Consider the following 17,960-nt stretch of genomic DNA (forward strand, 5'->3'; position numbering starts at 1 on the left):
TTATTTAAATGTAAATAATCAATTATTTAATTTCATCTGAAACTTAGGGGGGAGTGCTTCTTAGCAATTACCTCTATATTTTCTTACATTTTTAACTATGGGCTGATTAGTTACTTTCATTTTTGAGTACCTCACATTCTTTAATACACGGGATAAACAGCTATAATCTTATCATCAATAAGAACAAACCTAATTTCCATTCCTTGAGATGTTTTACCAGAATATAACCTTCCACTTATACATCTTTTATTGCTATAAGCCTCGTGAATGGCTTCCATAAGAAGAATGCAATTATACACTTGAAATGCAACAAATCCTCTTTAAAAGCCTATACGCATTTTCCCTCCATCTTCTATATGCTTCCGTAAATAATAGTACTTATGGAGTTCTATAATCATATAAAACAAAACAAACGAAATCACTGTGCATGCACACATAAATACAATTACCCCCATCTGTTGTGTTGCAATGCTAAGAATTATATTAGCAATTAACTGCCCCGATCCAGCTGCAATAGCTGCTACTTTTACACCACCAGTTTCTTCATTCTTAAATGTTTCTTTTATCATAATTAATTTATTTTCTTCAATGACCTAATCCTCTCTAACTAAATAGCTTTTATTCTTATCTTCCCAGTATCTATATTCATAGGGTACTTGTTCATCAAATCGCTGTAAATAACCTCTCCAGTTATTCGGAATATATTCTTCAAAAGATATTGATTCCGGATAATTAGAATAAAAAATTAAACGCTCAAAATCTATTAGGAAACATGGATTATAATCATAATAGGCTTCTTCTCTATTAGTTCTTAGTTCTCTTAAAAATTCTAACCTAATATCTTCTGTAAATCTTTTATATTTTTCTATTCTTTCTAAAAAGTTAGCTATTGTAGTCTCATTTAAAATACTAATGCCTTTTCTTTCTTCTGGATATTCACTAGGAGAATAACCAGCTTGATTATAATCTAAACACCATAAATCCGATTCATTTATATACCAATTGAGCTTATTTTTATATTTTACACCCACTATAATATTTTCGGCGTATAAAGGCTTAATCATTTAACTCGTTCTCCTCTCTTACTTAATAAGTTTAGCATTTCATCCACATTCTACCAACAACCGACTAGTGGGGTCAGGTAATTCGTATGCAATACCTTCAAATCCATATTTATCAAAAGTACCCTTGTCAACAATCTTAGGAGCTGTTCTACCTTCGTTAAGTGGATTAGTTTTATAATCCTTCTGAATAAAAACAGCCTATGTAGTTATACAGGTTCTTCAACCATAAGTAGTTGTTTTCTTCCGTAAATTACAACCTTTTTTGTCCCTCCTTTTAAGAGAACAATAGAACCATTTGGTAAAAACTTTTCTTTAGAAAATTGCATAATTCCCCATCCTTGCTTTATCTAAATGTAATTCTATATTCATGATGTTGCTTCTCCCTTTTCTTTTCCGCATTCTTTACTGACTATAGGAGAACCACGATTATATACTTAAAATTCAATACAGACTCTTTAAATGGTTTCATGTGTTCTACCCCCATCTTCTATATGCTTCCTTAAATAATAATACCTATGGAGTTCCATAATGAAATGAAACAACATAAACGAAAGCATGGAATATACACACATTAATACAATTGCTACCATCTTTTGTGTTGCAAAACCAAGACTGATATTAGCAATGAGTTGACCCAATACTACAAAAGCCACTACTCCAAAACTAGAGTTTTTTTTCGATGATTTTGATTTTTTGATTGATTCCTGAAGTTTTTTAATATGATTTTTATAATAATAATGCAAAGCAAAAATATACAAACCAACCGAAAAAATAAAATAGATAGGAGTTTGTAATCCTAACATTCCATATGCAAACTTTTGGGTTATAACTAATAATCCTACTGAACATACGATGCCAAATACCCCACGAAATAGAGTGTATTGTAATTGCCGCTTCCTAGGATTTATAACAATCCATATTGCCCATACATTTAAAAAAGCAACTGGTGGAACTATTATGTACATATATATCGGTTGAACAGGATTCGCAAAAGCAGGCAAAAGCACAAATATATCTGCTATCCCAATCACAAGAGTAATTATAGTCGATCTTATATCATTTACAGCATAAAGAGCCATATAATATTCAAAAGCTTTTTTATTAAAATCTGTATTTTTTTTCATGTTAATTAAACCACCCCCGCTACTGTTAACCAAGCTTTTTTCGAACCCGTTTTCACCCTATCCTTAATACTATTATCTTCACCATCACCATCTAAATCAACATCCCATTTTACACCTTCTGTGAAATATTATTCCCTTCTCGAAAAGAAGATCAACCCATTAATAAAATCTAGGCTTATCAAAAATTTCAAAAAGCCAAAGATTTTGCTGGGATCGAATCTATTGGGACTCACACCATGTGCAAAACCTTCGGCTATTGGTTCTATAAACAAACAAAAGATTTCGCTATGTTGTAAGAAATACTCAATTATAGCACTCTATAAATTACACTGAAATATATTGGTATCAATAAGGAAGAAAAAGATAATATACTAGGTAATTTCTATATCTAATCATATATGATCAACATAAAGAAAAATTTGATATACAATCAGATTTAAAAACATTACTTAATAATTCTTTGAATTAAATTGGAGCTGATTCTCTACTTAAAAAACATGATTACTATATATTTCACCAGAATACAGATTCTAAACTATTTAATTAAAGACTAAAAAAAGCATCTATCTTTAGATGCCTTTTTCAATCCAAAAACTATTTTTTTTCCATGATATTCGAAATTCCCCACCATGTTCTTCCGTTTTAATTTTAACCTTATATGTATCATCCTTAGGCACTTTAATATTTTTTTCGCCTTCGCCACTATTAAACTCTAGTATTGTATTATCATTTGAATCCACAACATAAGCAATTATAGTTCCTTGTTTAGTTTTATCATCAAAAGAAAAAATCCAATTCTCACCTTTTTTAACTTTCCTATCTTGAGTTGCAGATCCAGTAAATTTTCTATAATCTCCAGATATACTACCTGATACACTATCTGAAGAACCATGAACTTTACCACCAACAATAGTTCCCTCTCTTGTAAAACAACCACTAAGAATTACTAAACACAAAACAAATAAAATTGTATTTTTAAAATTTTTCACTATCATTACCCCTTCTATTCCCAATAAAATTTTCACCATTAAACTTATAAAAATAACTATAATAAAAAATTATATCCATTAAGATATATATACTTTATTATAGTTATAAATTCCAAATTATTATTTCAAATCTTCACGCAACTTAATTTCATCCTCATTTATGTAACCAGTAAAAATAACTTCTGATATGTATTCATGGTTAAAAAATATATTATATTCAGTTGAAACATTTCCAATAGGATAATAACATGCCACATAATCCCAAGTTTCCTTAGTTTTTGAATCTTCCTGTTTTCTACCATATATCACCAAAGGTTGCTCCCATGTTTTAAATTTCACAACCGAACCTATTGGAAGTAGTTCTAACTCTAAATTTTGTACCATCTTAGTTTCCCCTTCTTAAAATAGCCTTTTTTATAAGGAAATAAGTGATAGAAAACAACAAACAAGTACCAATTGTACCAAAAACTGCAACCGAAATGTTACCTGCTAATGTTTCATTTGGATCCAATGCATTAGGTAAAATTGTACCAAAAATTGCAATACAAGCTAATATAATCATAAAATATTTAAATTGTTTCACTTTTTTATTCATGCTACTTATCTCCTTTATTCCTTAACATTAACTTCTAAACCAAATCCCCATAAACCTACATCAGGACCAAATGGTGCATGGAATTTGAATCCACTTTTTCCAGCTTCAAAAGATCCCCCGAGTGTTCCAAGCGATGCTGATCCCCCAGTTTGTAACTTTTTATCCATAAATGGAATAGGAATTTTTATAGCACTCTCATATTTTACTAGAGTAGCTTCAGCTCCTATATGTAAATTTCCATTTTCCACATGAGCACCTAAATCTACAGTAGCAAGAGCTACTTTAGTCTCAGCTCCTATTCCAAATCCTTTAATATTCTCTAGTTCTATTCCGGCTTGGGCTACTGTAAAACCAACCATTTGGTAATAGTTTCATTGATACTTTTGCCTTCTAAATATTAAATGAATTTTGCGAATTATAAATCCAATTCTTTTTCTTATTGTCTATACGTTTATAGATATACTCTACTGTAAAGTATGCAATAACATTGCAAATTAGTGACAGACCTATAAGTAAAAGTTTATCTTCTAACCGTATAGTAGAAGAAACCCCAATTAACAATATAAACATAATACATACAGTAAAAGTCAGAATTCTATTTATTGTACGCATATCTTAATTACTCCAGTCTTATATTAATCCCGTTTTTTTGTAAATTTATCATAAAATTTCTCTTGCGCCCAACTTCCGAATTTTAAAAAACATATTAAACCTGCTCCCAAAAGAATGAGAACGATAGTTCCTAACAATTTTTCCCACCAATTGTTGGATGGAGTAATCATTAATCCTATAATAGATACAGATATTACGACATAAACTAAAATATATAATGGTTTATACGATGGAGTTTTCATATCATTTTTTCTCCTCAGGTTTTTCAAATTTAAAACTACTTCCCATAGTAAACCCCTCTAAAACAGGAACTGTTATACCAGTTTCTTTTCTAACGCTACCTTTCACACCTATTGCACCCAATCACAAATCACCTTTAATTTCCAGGTCTGAATCTCCAATAATTGGTAACAAATCTAGAAAATGTAGCATACTTACTTCTACTTCATACTTAAGTGTAGAAGCTTCCGATGCTGCCTTTAAGGAGTAATCGTCAATACCTGCTATAACTTCTAATGAGCAAAATATATATTGGTTAATTTCACCAAACGCATTGTAATATATTATTCCGAACTTTTAAACACTTTATCTTTCTATTGAATATTCTACTTTTACTTGCTTTACAAGATTTTATGCAAAAAAGACCACCAAAAGGCAGTCTCAAAACTCAATCCTATTCCCCGTTCCGCACTCCACCGCTTTCTCATACAAATACTTCGCAGCGATAATATCTACTACTGCCAAACCAACTGATTTGAAAATAGTAATCTCTTCATCATTTTCGCGTCCAACTTTTTCCCTGCTTATAATTTGCCCAAGTTCGGTATGGAGATTGCTAGTTTTATCAGAATTTGAAGGTCACCTGTTTCTAAATCACATTCAATTAAGCAATCCTACAAATGCCTCTTCTTCCTCATCTATAAAACCTACAAATATAATTTCTTCAATAGCATCATGATTAAATACAAATGTATAATCAGGATCAATATATCCTTCTGGATAAAAACAGCCTATGTAGTCATACATAACCGGTTCTTCAACCATAAGTAGTTGTTTTCTCCCGTAAATTACAACCTTTTTTGTCCCTCCTTTTAACAGAACAATAGAGCCATTTGGTAACAGCTTTTCTTTAGAAAATTGCATAATTCTCCGCCCTTTCTTATACGGCTGATATATTTTTCAAAGATTATTTAAATAGCGCAGAATCTCACTTGCACCATCCTGTCGTTTTCGATTAAGTATTATTTATCCCTATCACCCAAAATAGAAAAAAGATATCTCTGCTATCTAAATATAATTCCACATTCATGAGATTAACTCTCCCTCCTATTTTTTCTATCCTTTAACCAACTAGAAGAAGAATGCGATTATATACTTGAAATGCAACAAATCCTCTTTAAAAGCCTATACGTATTTTCCCTCCATCTTCTATATGCTTACGTAAATAATAATACTTATGGAGTTCTATAATCATATAAAACAAAACAAACGAAAACACTGTGCATGCAGACATAAATACAATTGCCCCCATCTGTTGTGTTGCAGTGCTAAGAATTATATTAGCAATTAACTGCCCCGATCCCGCTGCAATAGCTGCTACTTTTACACCACCAGTTCCTTTCGGTGATTTTGATTTTTTTCTTGGTTCCTGAAGTTTTTCAATATGATTTTTATAAAAATAATACAAAGCAAAACCATACAAACCAAATGAAAGAATAAAATAGATGGGAGTTTGTAATTGTAACACTTCATAAGCATATTTTTGAGTTATAACCAATAATCCGACTGAACATATGGCGCCATATACTCCTCGAAATAGAGTGTATTGTAACTGTCGTTTCCGAGGATTGATAGCAATCCATATCGCCCACAAATTTAAAAAAACAACTGGAGGAGTTACTATATATACATAGAGTAATCGAAAAGGATTCGCAAAAGCGGGCAACAGAATAAATATGTCCGCTCCCACAAGAACAAGGGCAATTATTTGGAATCTTATTTCATTTACAGGATAAAGAGCCATATAATGTGCAAAAGCTTTCTTATTAAAATCTATAATTTTTTTCATATTAATTAAACCACCCCGCTACTGTTGACCAAGTTTTTTTCGCACCCGTTTTCACCATATCTTTAATACTATCATCTTCACCATCACCATCTAAATCAATATCCCATTTCACACCTTCTGTAAAATATGTTAGTCCTACTGAAACAACAAATCCAGCTGCCGCAACCGCCAGAACTGGTGCTGCTGGGAGGGCAGCAACTGTAAGAGCCGTTGCCCCTACGGTTACTGCTCCTCCTACAACAACATTACCAATAATATCCCCGGCGATTTTATCATTTGATTCATTATTTTTGATATTCTCACTTGTATCCGTATATGAGTCTATAGCCACACTAAACCATCCAAGTTTATCCTTTAAAGCCATTTTAGACGCACTTAGCGCACTTCCATTTTTTATAAGAGCATCTATTTCTTTTATCGTCTTGCTAGCAGTTCCATTTTTCATTTTTGCCGCGACATCATCTACATAATAAATCTTATAATCCCTATACTTTCCATTAATTTTTTTATTGCCCTTAAAACCGGAATATTCTCTTACAAGGACGCGTTGTGCTCTTCTGTCCAAATCGTATGTTACCTTATAACCATTAATTACTTTATGAGCTGTATTCCCTACTACAACTGCACCTGTAAGTGTTCCAAATGTATTCCCCGCTCCATCCAATGGTGCATTCCAATTGAATCCAGTCATACCTAAAAATGACTCTTTTTTGTCTACTTCACCAGATTCAGAATCCTTATTTAACCTTTCAACTTCACGAGCTTTATCTTCTGTAATTGTTTGAATAGGCCCCGTCCAATCCATATTCAATCCTTGTGTACTAAATGTACCGCTGACAACACTAAACCCTTTCCCACTCTGAACTTCCGCAAGACCTGCAGCAATACTAGTTGCTAATTGAAGTGCTGTACTATAGTTATTACTAGAGGTCTGATTGAATTGATACAAATGATCCAGCTTTTCTTGCAGTTTTTGCCTCATAACAATAAAAAGATTTACCATGGCATCCATACCCGGCATTGGCATAGCTTGATTGACAGCTTCCATACTTGTTTTCATTCGGTCAATTTCCCGAATTTGTTCTAATATCTCTTGTTCAATTACATCTGTGGAAGCGACTTGTGATTGAAATTGACTTGGAAAAGCACCATTCTGACGGATTAATTCTTCACACAAATAAATGATTCCTTGTGCCAAAGGTCGAAAAGTTTGTACAAAAAATGCTTTTGCACTGCTATATGTTTGCCCCTGTAACACAGTATCAGTTGCAAAAGCATCAATCGACTGAATTGCTTGTTCCATACCTTGAATGGTGGCCGTACATACAGCATTCATACTTTGAGTTTGGTTTTGTACTTCTCCCAAATACATATTTAAACTCATGAATTAGCCTCCTTTACTAATTGTTGTTGCTGATATGAAAGATCATTTTCTAAATCACTAAGATCTCGTTTCTCTTTAAACAATGTTTCTTTTTGGCTTTCCAATTCAAATGTAAGTTTTCGTTCGATGTATTGTGCTTCTTGACGAATATCCATAAAAAACAATGACATTTCTCTATCTTTATGCCAAGTTCCTAAAATACGATCAAACAAACGATGGTTTTGATTCTTCCATACATGAAAATCTTCCTCTACTTTTTCCTGTTTTTGAATCGCAGATTGATTTCGGTCTTGTTCTTCAAATACACTTCGTAACTTTTGATTTACTTGATTAATTTGTTTTTCAATATGTTGACTCATCTTTTTCCTCCTACTATTTTACTTTACGTAGGTTGTCACATTAGCGAAAAGTGTTGTGAAGTTCATTATCCATTCTCTCAAATTCATTAGATACCGAATGAATATTATCAACCGCTTGTTGAAAGGCAGCGGAAAATTGTTTCGTCAAGTCTAAAACTTGCTGATTCGCTTCTTGTGCTTTGAAGTTAACAGATAATGTTGTACGCGTCGCTTTTGTTATGGAACGACTTGTTGCACTTTGAATCCTATCAGAGGCTGATCTCATTTTCGTAGCAATTTGCGTTGCTGTTTGTAAATTACTTTGAAATTGTCCCATTCTTTCAAACCCTTTCTATAAGTTTTCCAAACGCATCAAAGAAATCTCATTAAATATATATCCCTATCAATCGCTCGCTAGGCATGCAATCAAATGAGCCATACAATATAAGCTGTATGGCTCATTTGAAATGCTTGTTATATAGAATAAAGCGTTTTTAATTCAAACCGAAATTACGTGATAATTCTTCATCATGAGAAGCAACAGCTTCTGCAGTTTTATTAAGCTGCATATTAATTTCTTGTAATAGCTGTGCAAAGTTTTGTACTTTTGGCTTTAATTGATTGAACTGTTGATCAAAACCTTCGAAAGCACGACCTTCCCATTCTCCTCTTAATTCATTTTGTAAGTTTTGTAGTTGACTTAAAATGTCCTCAATTTGATTTGCACCTTGTCCATATCGAGCCGCTTTCGATTTAAGCTCCTCTGGTGACATACGAATTTGTCCAGCCATTTTCATTTCCCCTTTAATACATAATGAGCAAAATATATATTGGTTAATTTTACTAAACATATTATAATCTATTATTCTGAACTTTTAAACGTTTTATCTTTCTACTGAATATTAGAATATGAATATTCAATTCTAATCATTAAATATCCTACTTTTTCTTGCTTTACAAGATTTCATGAAAAAAAGACCACCAAAAGGCAGTCTCTCAAAATTCAACCCTATTCCTAATCCCGCACTCCACCGCATTCCCATACAAATACTTCGCAACGATAATATCTACTACAGCCAAACCAACTGATTTGAAAATAATAATCTCTTCATCATTTTCGCGTCCAGCTTTTCCCCTTATAATTTAACCAATTTCGGCGTGGAGATTGCTAGTTTTATCAAAATTTGAAGGTTACCTGTTTCTAGATCCTATTCAATTAAGCAATCCTACAAATGCCTCTTTTTCCTCATCTATAAAACCTTCAAATACAATTTCTTCAATAGCATCATGATTAAATAGAAATGTATAATCAGGATCAATATATCCTTCTGGATAAAAACAGCCAATATAGTCATACATCACAAGTTCTTTAATCCCAAGTTTTTGTTTTCTTCCATAGTTATTTATGTGAATTCAGCTCGTTTTTTTGTTTTGGGTGAAAAAATTTTTAACTTGATAGCAATGTGGTGCTGCCCTATTAGGCAAATTCGACAAAGAAAAGACACCTAAAGGTGCCTTCCTCCCACTTGAACCATCTTAATTTTATTGTGTTGTTATTATATAAGAAAAGAAGACATCGCTTAAGATGTCTTCTTTTCTTGTACACTTGGTGTTAAGAAGGTATTTATTGCTTAAAAACCATAAAAAAATATAACAATCATCGAGTAAACCTATTATAGCATCAATAAATAGAGTTTTTATATGCATTTTTACATATATATAGATTTATTTATGTTTTATCTATATAGTTAAATTGTCTGTTTCTTGTTTTAATTCGTTTGTTTATTTTGAGTGCTCCAGCAATGGAGCCTTTTTTTTATGCAATAAAACATTTTCTTAGCATTACTTAGTTGATCTATATTAACTTTACCCCTTAAATTATATCTATATTTTACCAAATAATTATGTAGATAACCAGTTTTTTCTAAAAATCTAGTGAATTGATAATTTTAATGTTAGTTGTTAATACTCATAGAAAAATTCATTATGCAATGAAAATTGAGAAATCAAGAATTATAAAAAACTTATAGTATCTTTTATAAAAGCATATTTATAATTTGTATATTAATATGTTATAATTTAATTTCTAAAACTACCAAAAAAGGACTGCCAGTAATGGTGGTCTTTTTTAAATTGGTAAGATTGTACTAGGTTGAGCAAAAAAATGGAACCGAAAAAGTTATTTCTAATGAGGATAGCCTTCTTATGATGAAGTTTCATTCAGTGAATCTGCAAGCAAACATAAAAGAAGGAAAAAATTACGATTTTACTTTACGTGGATATAGAGTACCTATACTTTCATGGTTTCCAAATTTAGATGGTGCCGAACCACAAAATTAGCACTATTCTTTAATAAAAAATCCTACTCATTTTTTAATGAGTAGGATTTTTTATTAAAGAGCTATTTCGTATTAATTTGTGCCATCATTTAATATGCTATTTTTAAATGATTTCCAAATTTGATGACTAATTATCTAAATTTCTAAATTCTACAAAGCACTATCAATTAAACAATTATTAAATATATCTTCTCTCTAAAACATCGTATTATCATTAGCTGCTTCACTTGGAATCTCTTGAATTACATCCCAGTGTTCGACAATCTTTCCATCCTTGATACGAAATATATCCACTATAGCAACTCCCTTATCTTGAGAATTAGTACGAGAGTGTACATGAAGAGCAACTGTATCCCCTTCAGCTACTACACGTTTAATCTCTGCAGAGGAATTAGGATTTTTAACAAAATCCTCCTTAAAGAAATCCATGAAGGCTTTTCGTCCATCAGCAACAAAAGGATTATGTTGCTTATAATCTTCGCTAACATATTTAGGGATAATATCGATATTATGTTTGTTAAAAACTTCATTATAGAAATCAACTACCATCTTTTTATTCTTTTCATTTTCTTTTACTTCTTTTGATACAGAAGCGACATTTTCACTCTTTATTGAGTTCCCTTTGTTATTACCGTTGGAAGCTTGATATACCAAAGTCGAAACTACTCCTAAAATAAATACAGAAATAATTGTTATGATTAAACTTTTCTCTAATTTCATATATACCTACCTCTTCTACTTAAATAAGTTTTCTTCTATAAAAAGCTTGAAGAAGGAGAAACCTTCCCCAAAATGTAATGTCAGGGGTAATGTTAGGAATTTCATTTATCCTAACCTCCCCCTATACAAGGCATATTAGAAACGATTAATTCTAACTTAATACCTCATTAACAGTTGCACTGTCCACAATTTGAATAAACTTCTTAACCTTATCGTTCTCATCAAACTTATAAAGGTGACAAAAATCTGCTACAAATGACTTCCCTGTAGCTTTATATGTTCCACTATATTTTCCATAAACGATAACAGTATTGTTATTAAAAGCATAAATTTCATCTTTAGCGCTATAGTCATCCCATTCTGTGCCAAGACGTTCATGTACGTTTTTCACTACTTCATCTGGACCTATATAAGTACCTGCATACGGAAACCCAGCAGCTTCTGTCCAAGATACATTTTCACTTAAATACGTTTTGAACGCATCCAATTTCCCTTCACCAGTTAACACATACGTTTCATGTAATAGTTTTTGATATTTATTCATATCATTAACCCCAAGGCATTTCTTTTGTTACAACTTTTGCACTTAATTCTAATACACCTTTATTTGCATAGCCTGGATATGCTGCTTCAAGTTTTGCCACAAAATCTTTTGAAGTTCCACTTTCCTCAGAAGCTTGAACCGCCGTTCTTAGATAATCCATTGTCGCAGTAAGTGCTTGATTATTTAGGGATTTTTCGATTGATCCATGGCTAGGCACAATTATGTCAGCATGTAATACTTTCAAGTTCTCAATCCATGCCTCCATATCCGCTTTTGAGCTAGTATCCGCTAAGAATACATGTATTTCGTTAAATACATCGATACCACCAATTAATACTTTTAGTTCTTTATTAAATAGGCTAGTTCTGTAATGATCTAAGCCTACTAGTTCAAATGTTAACCCCTGAAAATCAATCGCTTTTTCTTTAAATACTTGAGGTAATACCACGTTACTTGGTGCATTTTCTCCAAGGACGTCTTTCCAAACTTTTAATTTCCCTAAGACAGAATGAACGATATGTTCAACAGTAGACTCTGTTGCATACGCTATAGCTTCTGGGTAAAAGGCTTTAATGCTCTCTAATCCAAAGTAGTAGTCTGGATCCCCATGAATAATAAAGATTTTATCTAGAGATAAGTTGTTTTTTTTCAAATACTCTACAATTTCTTTCGAATCAGACTGCGTAAATTTTGAGTTTATTAAAAATGCATGTCCTGCTTTCTCAACTAATGTTGCTGTGACCATAAAGCTTTTTTCGTCCGAACTAAACACCGTTAATTTCACATCTTTTTGATTTGTATCGATTGTTTTAAACATAGTATGTTATTCTCCTTTTGTTAAAGTTATTAACTAATCATCATATTTTTATCTTGTTCCGATAAAGTGAAACTTTAATCAGTGGGGGTTTTGTTCATCCCCCCACTGATTATTAGTTGAACCAATCGGACTTTTACGGACAGTTGATCCCCCACCTAACTTCTTTGCTTCCACTGAATTTTGAGGTGGGGGTCTTACTGCCCGTTAAAGCGGGATAAAATCTCCCACTCCCATTTATCTGAAAGTGTAATAGTACTGGCGAATATTCCGGAGATCAATGTCAGGTGGTCTAAGATAACATGTTTGCTACTGTATCCTAAATTTTCTTAATATAAATTTTTAAAACGCGCTTCAATTTTATCCGGTGTCATTACGCCACCACCAATAGGAATAATTTGATTATCCTTTTGTAAAAGTAATGAAGGATAGCTATTAACACCAAGGTGTCGAACTTTATTGAAATCATTTTGGACATCTATTATTGTTTCTTGAGCGTTTAAACGTTCTAACACTTGTTCAGGGTCCAAACCATGCTCGATTGCAATCTTGCGATATGTTTCAGGATCACTCAGACTTTGGCCCTCATAATAAAACGCTTTTTGCATAGCCGAAGTGAATTCTAATAAACGGTCTGGCGCTAATGAGCGTAAAGCTGAAAAGCCAATTGCAGCATCTTTCGAATTCATTTTAAAAGTCCCTTCCTCCACTAATTTTTGATATGAAGGACCAAATTCAGCACCTGTAAGTTGATTAATTCTTTTATTTCCTTCTTCTATATATGAGAAGTTTTTCATTGGTAAATTATCTAAAAATAACCCTCCACATAAAACCGTTAATGGTACTTCAGTGTGGTTTTTGTAAAATCCTTTAATACTTTCTGAAAAACCATAGCACCATCCACAATATGCATCCCATACGTAAATAAGATTATCTTGTTTCGTCTCCATTTAAATCTCCTACCTTTTTTTATTATCCAGCTCAACTAAATTTTTGGTTTATATAGGTACATCTTTTTATACCTTGTTCTTTTTTAGATACCTTACTATATTTCCCCAAAACTAATATTTCCAAAGAAAGATCCACCAAGGTTTTTAACAAAAGATAAAATTGCACCTTATTGCCCCGTAACAGAAAATACTAAAGCTTAGAATATGCATTGATTTGAATGTGTTAGTAACTTTCTACACCGGGTAGCAACGTATGGACCACCATCCTTAATTAAATATATAAATCATATTTTTAGCAGATATTAGTTGTAACTAAATTAATTACATCTTTATGTAACCATTTTAGTTACAACTAATATAGAAGTCAATTCTTTTTTTCGAAAACATTAAATTTCTACATTAATCTACAACCAATCCCACTCTTTAAAAAAATATATCAACGATTATTCGATTATATCGATCGTAACTCCGAATATATCAACGTTTCGACACAACATATCGATTTACCGACAAATTTCGAGCGCGTTATCTCCTAAACTAACAACCAATCCCACATCACGTTCACCTACAAAGAAAAAAAGCACCAGGTCCCCCCGATGCTTTCCCCCACTCTAAAACAAATGACAAGCCACCTGATGCCCCTTCGCAATCTCAACCATCTTCGGTACTTCCTGTGCGCATTTTTCAGTGGCGAATTTGCAGCGCGTTCTGAATTTGCAGCCGGATGGTGAGTTGAGTGGGCTTGGTACTTCTCCTTGCAAAATGATCCGTTCTTTGCCTATGTTTGTTGGATCTGGTTCTGGCATGGATGAGAGTAGTGCTTGTGTGTATGGATGTGCCGGTTTTGTGTATAGGTCTTCACTGTCGGCAATTTCTACTATGTTTCCTAAGTACATGACTCCGATGCGGTCTGATATGTGTCTTACCATAGATAGGTCATGTGCGATGAATAAATATGTGACTCCTGTTTCTTCTTGGATGTCTTGCAGCATGTTTACGACTTGTGCTTGGACTGAGACATCGAGTGCTGAGATTGGTTCGTCACATAGGATAAAGTCTGGTTTTACAGATAATGCACGCGCGATGCTAATGCGCTGGCGCTGGCCTCCGCTAAATTCGTGCGGGTAGCGATATAAGTGTTCTTCTTTTAATCCTACCTTTTTCAGAAGGTCTAAAATGATTTCTTTTTGTTCTTCTTTTTCGTAAGAACCGTGAATGTTCATCGGTTCGCTAATAATTTGGAATACATTCATTGCCGGGTTTAATGATGCGTATGGATCTTGGAAAATGATTTGCATTCGTTTTCGATATTCTTTTAGTTCACTTTCCTTTAAACTTGCGATGTCTTTTCCGTCGAATAAAACGTTACCTGAAGTGACATCGTGTAAACGAATGATGCTTCTTCCTGTCGTTGATTTTCCGCAGCCCGATTCTCCTACTAGTCCGAATGTTTCACCCTTTTTAATTGTAAAGCTTAGGTCATCGACTGCTTTTAATTGCTCTGTTTTTCTGCCGAATAGTCCTTTTTTAATAGGAAAATACTTTTTTAAGTTCCGAACTTCAATTAAGTTTTCTTCATGCATGAAAATCACCTACCGCCCTATCGTTTAGCCAGCACATGGAACGTCTTTCGTTTCCGATTTCAAAATATGGTGGACGTTCTTTTTCACAAATGTCCATCGCATGCGGGCAACGCTCTGCGAATGGGCAACCTTGTGGCGGGTTTAATAAGTTTGGTGTTACACCTTGAATAGGAGCGAGTCTTTCTTTTACGCCGTTCGATATTTTTGGCAGAGAGTTTAATAGTCCTTTCGTATATGGATGATTCGGCGATTGGAAAATATCAAGTACAGGTCCTTCTTCCATAATAAGCCCGCCGTACATAACGATAACGCGCGTACAGTTTTGCGCGACGATTCCTAAGTCATGCGTAATAAGAAGTAACGCCATATTCGTTTCGTTTTTTAAGTTTTTCATTAAATCTAGTATTTGCGCCTGTATCGTTACATCAAGTGCAGTCGTCGGTTCGTCAGCAATAAGAAGGTCCGGATTACAAGACATCGCCATTGCGATCATAACCCGCTGCTTCATACCTCCGCTTAGTTCATGCGGATATTGTTTCACCCTTTCTTCTGGTGAAGAAAGACCGACTTGTTTTAACAAGTTGACCGCGATTTGCTCTGCTTCTTTCTTTTTCACTTTTTGATGACGTATAATTACTTCCATCATTTGTTTCCCAATTTTCACGACCGGATTTAGCGCTGACATTGGGTCTTGAGAGATAAGTGAAATTTGATTTCCTCTAATAGAACGCAATTCTTTTTCAGATTTAGAAAGTATGTTTTCATTATGAAAAAGGATTTCCCCTTCTTTCACTTTTCCTGGTGACGTAACGAGAGACATAACGGACTTCGCCATTACACTCTTTCCGCTTCCAGATTCCCCAACGATACCAACTACTTCTCCTTTATTTAAGCGAAATGTAACGCCGCGAACCGCTTCAACTTCGCCACTTTCTATGAAAAAAGAAGTCTTTAAATTTTTCACTTCTAGTAGTTTTTCAGACACGCTTCTCACTCCTTTCACGTAACACTTTAGTTTTCATTTCCAGCTCCTTTTGGCGCGAAAGCTTTCTTCAATGCTTCACCAATTACGTTAAAACTAAGTACCGTTAAAAGGATAAGGAATCCTGGGAAGAGTGTTAAATACCAAGCTTCACCAATATATCCTTGCGCATTGTTTAGCATGCTGCCCCAAGAAGAATCTGGTTCTCTAATACCTAAACCTAAAAAACTAAGTGATGATTCCATTAAAATCGATGTCGCAATTGTTAATGTCGCAGCGATAATAATGGTTGATAAAATGTTAGGAATGATATGTCTTACAATAATCATAAGTGATTTTTGTCCTGATACTTTTGCGTATAAAACGTACTCACGCTCTTTTACAGATAACGTTTCTGCCCTTACAATACGGGCGGTGTCCATCCATGTTAGTAATCCGATAATAAGAACTAACGTCGTAATTCCTGGTTTTAAATACGCATTTAATAGTAGCATTAAAAAGAATGATGGAATTGACATAAGTACTTCAACAACCCTCATTAAGAAGTTGTCTAACTTTCCACCAAAATATCCGCTAATTGTTCCAACTGCGGTACCGATTGTAATAGAAACAACCATCGCAAGAAAACCGACCGCAAGTGAAACTCGTCCACCATATAACGCTCTCGTTAAGTAATCTCTTCCGTAATCATCCGTTCCGAAAGGATGACTCATACTTGGTTCTTGTAAGCGATCTGGAATCGACATTTTGCTAGGATCGTACGGCGATACGAATGCGAAAATTGATGCGACCGTTAAAATCGCAAGTATAATAACTCCCATTGCAACAAACTTATTTTTCGTAAAGCTATGTTTTATCGTTTGAAATCTCCTATTATTCATTCCAAATCACCCCCTCATTCGAATGCGCGGATCTACTACGCCATATAAAATATCAGCAATTAAGTTACCGAGAATTAACATGAATGATGATAGTAATGTAATTGCCATGATAATCGGATAATCAAATCTAAAAATAGCATTTACCCCAAGTGAACCAAGACCCGGCCATGAAAATACTGTTTCCGTAATAAATGCTCCGCCTACTAAACTTGGAATCGATAATCCGAAAATTGTAATGATCGGTATTAATACATTTCGAAGTACGTGATTAAATAACACCGTTTTCTTTGAAGCGCCGTACGCATATTGAATTTGTACATATTCTTCTTCTAATTGCTGAATCGTACTTGAACGAATATATCTCATATAAACAGATACGTTTTGGAACGCTAGCACCATGCAAGGTAAAATGCCGTGTTGCACAATATCCCAAACAGAATCTTTACCTACGGTGCGCATACCCATACTCGGAAGTAGGTCCAATTTTAAAGAGAATAAGTAGACTAATAGTAGTGCAAACCAGAAAACCGGCATAGAAATACCAACGTATGAAATAAAGTTTACAATGCGGTCAAAGAATGAATTCTTTTTCACACCTGTAAATAGTCCAAGTGGTATTGCGATTACGAATGAGACGAGTAAAGATGATCCCATTAAGCCGATTGTTGCGAGTAATCTTTCTGCGATAAGATCTAAAACAGGACGATGATTTTGAAGTGAGTAACCAAAGTTCCCTGTTAAAATGTTTTTTAACCATAAAAAATACTGCACGTAAATTGGTTGATCTAGTCCTAAACTTTTGCGAATACGCTCCACATCAATTGGACTCATATTTGGCGTTACAAAGTTTCGAACAGGATCCCCCGGCGCTAGCTTTATTAATAGAAAAGAAATAATAGAAATAACGAATAAAAGCGGAATTGCATTTAAAAGCCTCTTCGCAATTACTTTATACACAAACTTCCCCCCTCAA

Annotated in this window: 22 protein-coding genes and 6 pseudogenes; 2 read left to right on the plus strand and 26 right to left on the minus strand. The window is 33.6% G+C overall.

Annotated elements, in window-relative coordinates; genetic code table 11:
- Positions 1-320 precede the first annotated feature (320 nt).
- From D1166_RS18750 to D1166_RS18765, 4 genes and pseudogenes are all read right to left on the minus strand, one after another.
- Positions 321-542: pseudogene (locus D1166_RS18750) on the minus strand (hypothetical protein); the annotation flags it as partial.
- Positions 543-593: 51 nt separating this feature from the next.
- Positions 594-1,064 (minus strand): hypothetical protein, encoded by a 471-nt coding sequence (locus D1166_RS18755; RefSeq protein WP_000595042.1) that lies wholly within the window; start codon positions 1,062-1,064, stop codon positions 594-596.
- A gap of 178 nt (positions 1,065-1,242) precedes the next feature.
- Positions 1,243-1,390 (minus strand): annotated as a pseudogene (locus tag D1166_RS18760) (DUF4176 domain-containing protein); the annotation flags it as partial.
- A 129-nt stretch (positions 1,391-1,519) separates the two neighbouring features.
- Entirely contained in the window at positions 1,520-2,188 is a 669-nt protein-coding gene (locus tag D1166_RS18765) for a hypothetical protein (RefSeq protein WP_118043374.1), read from the minus strand.
- Between the two features lie 128 nt (positions 2,189-2,316).
- Between D1166_RS18765 and D1166_RS31840 the strand changes: the two are divergent.
- Positions 2,317-2,580, plus strand: a pseudogene (locus D1166_RS31840) (tyrosine-type recombinase/integrase); the annotation flags it as partial.
- Positions 2,581-2,757: 177 nt separating this feature from the next.
- Here the strand turns inward: D1166_RS31840 and D1166_RS18775 are convergent.
- From D1166_RS18775 to D1166_RS18845, 14 genes and pseudogenes are all read right to left on the minus strand, one after another.
- Positions 2,758-3,216 carry a hypothetical protein gene (locus D1166_RS18775; protein WP_118043375.1) on the minus strand — a complete coding sequence of 153 codons (459 nt, stop codon included), beginning with the start codon at positions 3,214-3,216 and terminating at the stop codon, positions 2,758-2,760.
- 81 nt (positions 3,217-3,297) lie between these two features.
- Positions 3,298-3,561 (minus strand): DUF4176 domain-containing protein, encoded by a 264-nt coding sequence (locus tag D1166_RS18780; RefSeq protein ID WP_000250498.1) that lies wholly within the window; start codon positions 3,559-3,561, stop codon positions 3,298-3,300.
- Between the two features lies 1 nt (position 3,562).
- Complete coding sequence (locus D1166_RS18785; RefSeq protein WP_001036924.1) at positions 3,563-3,772, minus strand: hypothetical protein; 210 nt, start codon at positions 3,770-3,772, stop codon at positions 3,563-3,565.
- Positions 3,773-3,786: 14 nt separating this feature from the next.
- Entirely contained in the window at positions 3,787-4,131 is a 345-nt protein-coding gene (locus D1166_RS18790) for a hypothetical protein (RefSeq protein ID WP_097856239.1), read from the minus strand.
- A 276-nt stretch (positions 4,132-4,407) separates the two neighbouring features.
- Positions 4,408-4,626, minus strand: coding sequence for a hypothetical protein (locus tag D1166_RS18800; RefSeq protein ID WP_000856867.1), 219 nt, complete (start codon positions 4,624-4,626; stop codon positions 4,408-4,410).
- A 418-nt stretch (positions 4,627-5,044) separates the two neighbouring features.
- A pseudogene (locus D1166_RS18805) lies at positions 5,045-5,215 on the minus strand (ornithine cyclodeaminase family protein); the annotation flags it as partial.
- A 48-nt stretch (positions 5,216-5,263) separates the two neighbouring features.
- The gene (locus tag D1166_RS18810) at positions 5,264-5,527 is read right to left on the minus strand and encodes a DUF4176 domain-containing protein (RefSeq protein WP_001160636.1); all 264 of its coding nucleotides are present in this window, start codon (positions 5,525-5,527) and stop codon (positions 5,264-5,266) included.
- A 253-nt stretch (positions 5,528-5,780) separates the two neighbouring features.
- The gene (locus D1166_RS18815) at positions 5,781-6,452 is read right to left on the minus strand and encodes a hypothetical protein (protein ID WP_097856240.1); all 672 of its coding nucleotides are present in this window, start codon (positions 6,450-6,452) and stop codon (positions 5,781-5,783) included.
- Between the two features lies 1 nt (position 6,453).
- A complete protein-coding gene (locus tag D1166_RS18820; RefSeq protein ID WP_000056073.1) occupies positions 6,454-7,836 on the minus strand; it encodes a T7SS effector LXG polymorphic toxin in 1,383 nt (460 codons plus the stop codon).
- Entirely contained in the window at positions 7,833-8,195 is a 363-nt protein-coding gene (locus tag D1166_RS18825) for a DUF3958 family protein (RefSeq protein ID WP_000077666.1), read from the minus strand. The genes D1166_RS18820 and D1166_RS18825 overlap by 4 nt, the downstream gene beginning before the upstream one ends.
- 40 nt (positions 8,196-8,235) lie before the next feature.
- Positions 8,236-8,511, minus strand: a complete 276-nt coding sequence (locus D1166_RS18830; protein ID WP_097856241.1) for a TIGR04197 family type VII secretion effector — start codon at positions 8,509-8,511, stop codon at positions 8,236-8,238.
- A 157-nt stretch (positions 8,512-8,668) separates the two neighbouring features.
- Positions 8,669-8,965 (minus strand): WXG100 family type VII secretion target, encoded by a 297-nt coding sequence (locus D1166_RS18835; protein WP_000918592.1) that lies wholly within the window; start codon positions 8,963-8,965, stop codon positions 8,669-8,671.
- A gap of 205 nt (positions 8,966-9,170) precedes the next feature.
- Positions 9,171-9,350: pseudogene (locus tag D1166_RS18840) on the minus strand (ornithine cyclodeaminase family protein); the annotation flags it as partial.
- Between the two features lie 36 nt (positions 9,351-9,386).
- A pseudogene (locus D1166_RS18845) lies at positions 9,387-9,572 on the minus strand (DUF4176 domain-containing protein); the annotation flags it as partial.
- Between the two features lie 807 nt (positions 9,573-10,379).
- On the opposite strand from D1166_RS18845, the gene D1166_RS31845 reads away from it, so the two are divergent.
- The gene (locus D1166_RS31845) at positions 10,380-10,514 is read left to right on the plus strand and encodes a hypothetical protein (RefSeq protein ID WP_000975275.1); all 135 of its coding nucleotides are present in this window, start codon (positions 10,380-10,382) and stop codon (positions 10,512-10,514) included.
- Positions 10,515-10,708: 194 nt separating this feature from the next.
- Here the strand turns inward: D1166_RS31845 and D1166_RS18850 are convergent, their stop codons facing one another.
- The 8 genes from D1166_RS18850 to D1166_RS18885 form a co-directional block, all read right to left on the minus strand.
- Complete coding sequence (locus tag D1166_RS18850) at positions 10,709-11,233, minus strand: nuclear transport factor 2 family protein (RefSeq protein ID WP_000764207.1); 525 nt, start codon at positions 11,231-11,233, stop codon at positions 10,709-10,711.
- 151 nt (positions 11,234-11,384) lie between these two features.
- Positions 11,385-11,777 (minus strand): nuclear transport factor 2 family protein, encoded by a 393-nt coding sequence (locus D1166_RS18855; RefSeq protein ID WP_001046361.1) that lies wholly within the window; start codon positions 11,775-11,777, stop codon positions 11,385-11,387.
- A gap of 4 nt (positions 11,778-11,781) precedes the next feature.
- A complete protein-coding gene (locus D1166_RS18860; protein WP_118043376.1) occupies positions 11,782-12,594 on the minus strand; it encodes an MBL fold metallo-hydrolase in 813 nt (270 codons plus the stop codon).
- Between the two features lie 326 nt (positions 12,595-12,920).
- Positions 12,921-13,541, minus strand: a complete 621-nt coding sequence (locus D1166_RS18865) for a DsbA family protein (protein WP_097856501.1) — start codon at positions 13,539-13,541, stop codon at positions 12,921-12,923.
- A gap of 611 nt (positions 13,542-14,152) precedes the next feature.
- Entirely contained in the window at positions 14,153-15,124 is a 972-nt protein-coding gene (locus D1166_RS18870) for an ABC transporter ATP-binding protein (RefSeq protein ID WP_000544133.1), read from the minus strand.
- Positions 15,117-16,109, minus strand: coding sequence for an ABC transporter ATP-binding protein (locus D1166_RS18875; protein WP_001291152.1), 993 nt, complete (start codon positions 16,107-16,109; stop codon positions 15,117-15,119). The genes D1166_RS18870 and D1166_RS18875 overlap by 8 nt, the downstream gene beginning before the upstream one ends.
- 26 nt (positions 16,110-16,135) lie before the next feature.
- Entirely contained in the window at positions 16,136-16,987 is an 852-nt protein-coding gene (locus tag D1166_RS18880) for an ABC transporter permease (protein WP_001065279.1), read from the minus strand.
- Positions 16,988-16,993: 6 nt separating this feature from the next.
- Positions 16,994-17,944 carry an ABC transporter permease gene (locus tag D1166_RS18885; protein ID WP_097856502.1) on the minus strand — a complete coding sequence of 317 codons (951 nt, stop codon included), beginning with the start codon at positions 17,942-17,944 and terminating at the stop codon, positions 16,994-16,996.
- Positions 17,945-17,960 lie beyond the last annotated feature (16 nt).

Source organism: Bacillus sp. ISO11, assembly GCF_003458115.1.
GTDB lineage: Bacteria > Bacillota > Bacilli > Bacillales > Bacillaceae_G > Bacillus_A > Bacillus_A cereus.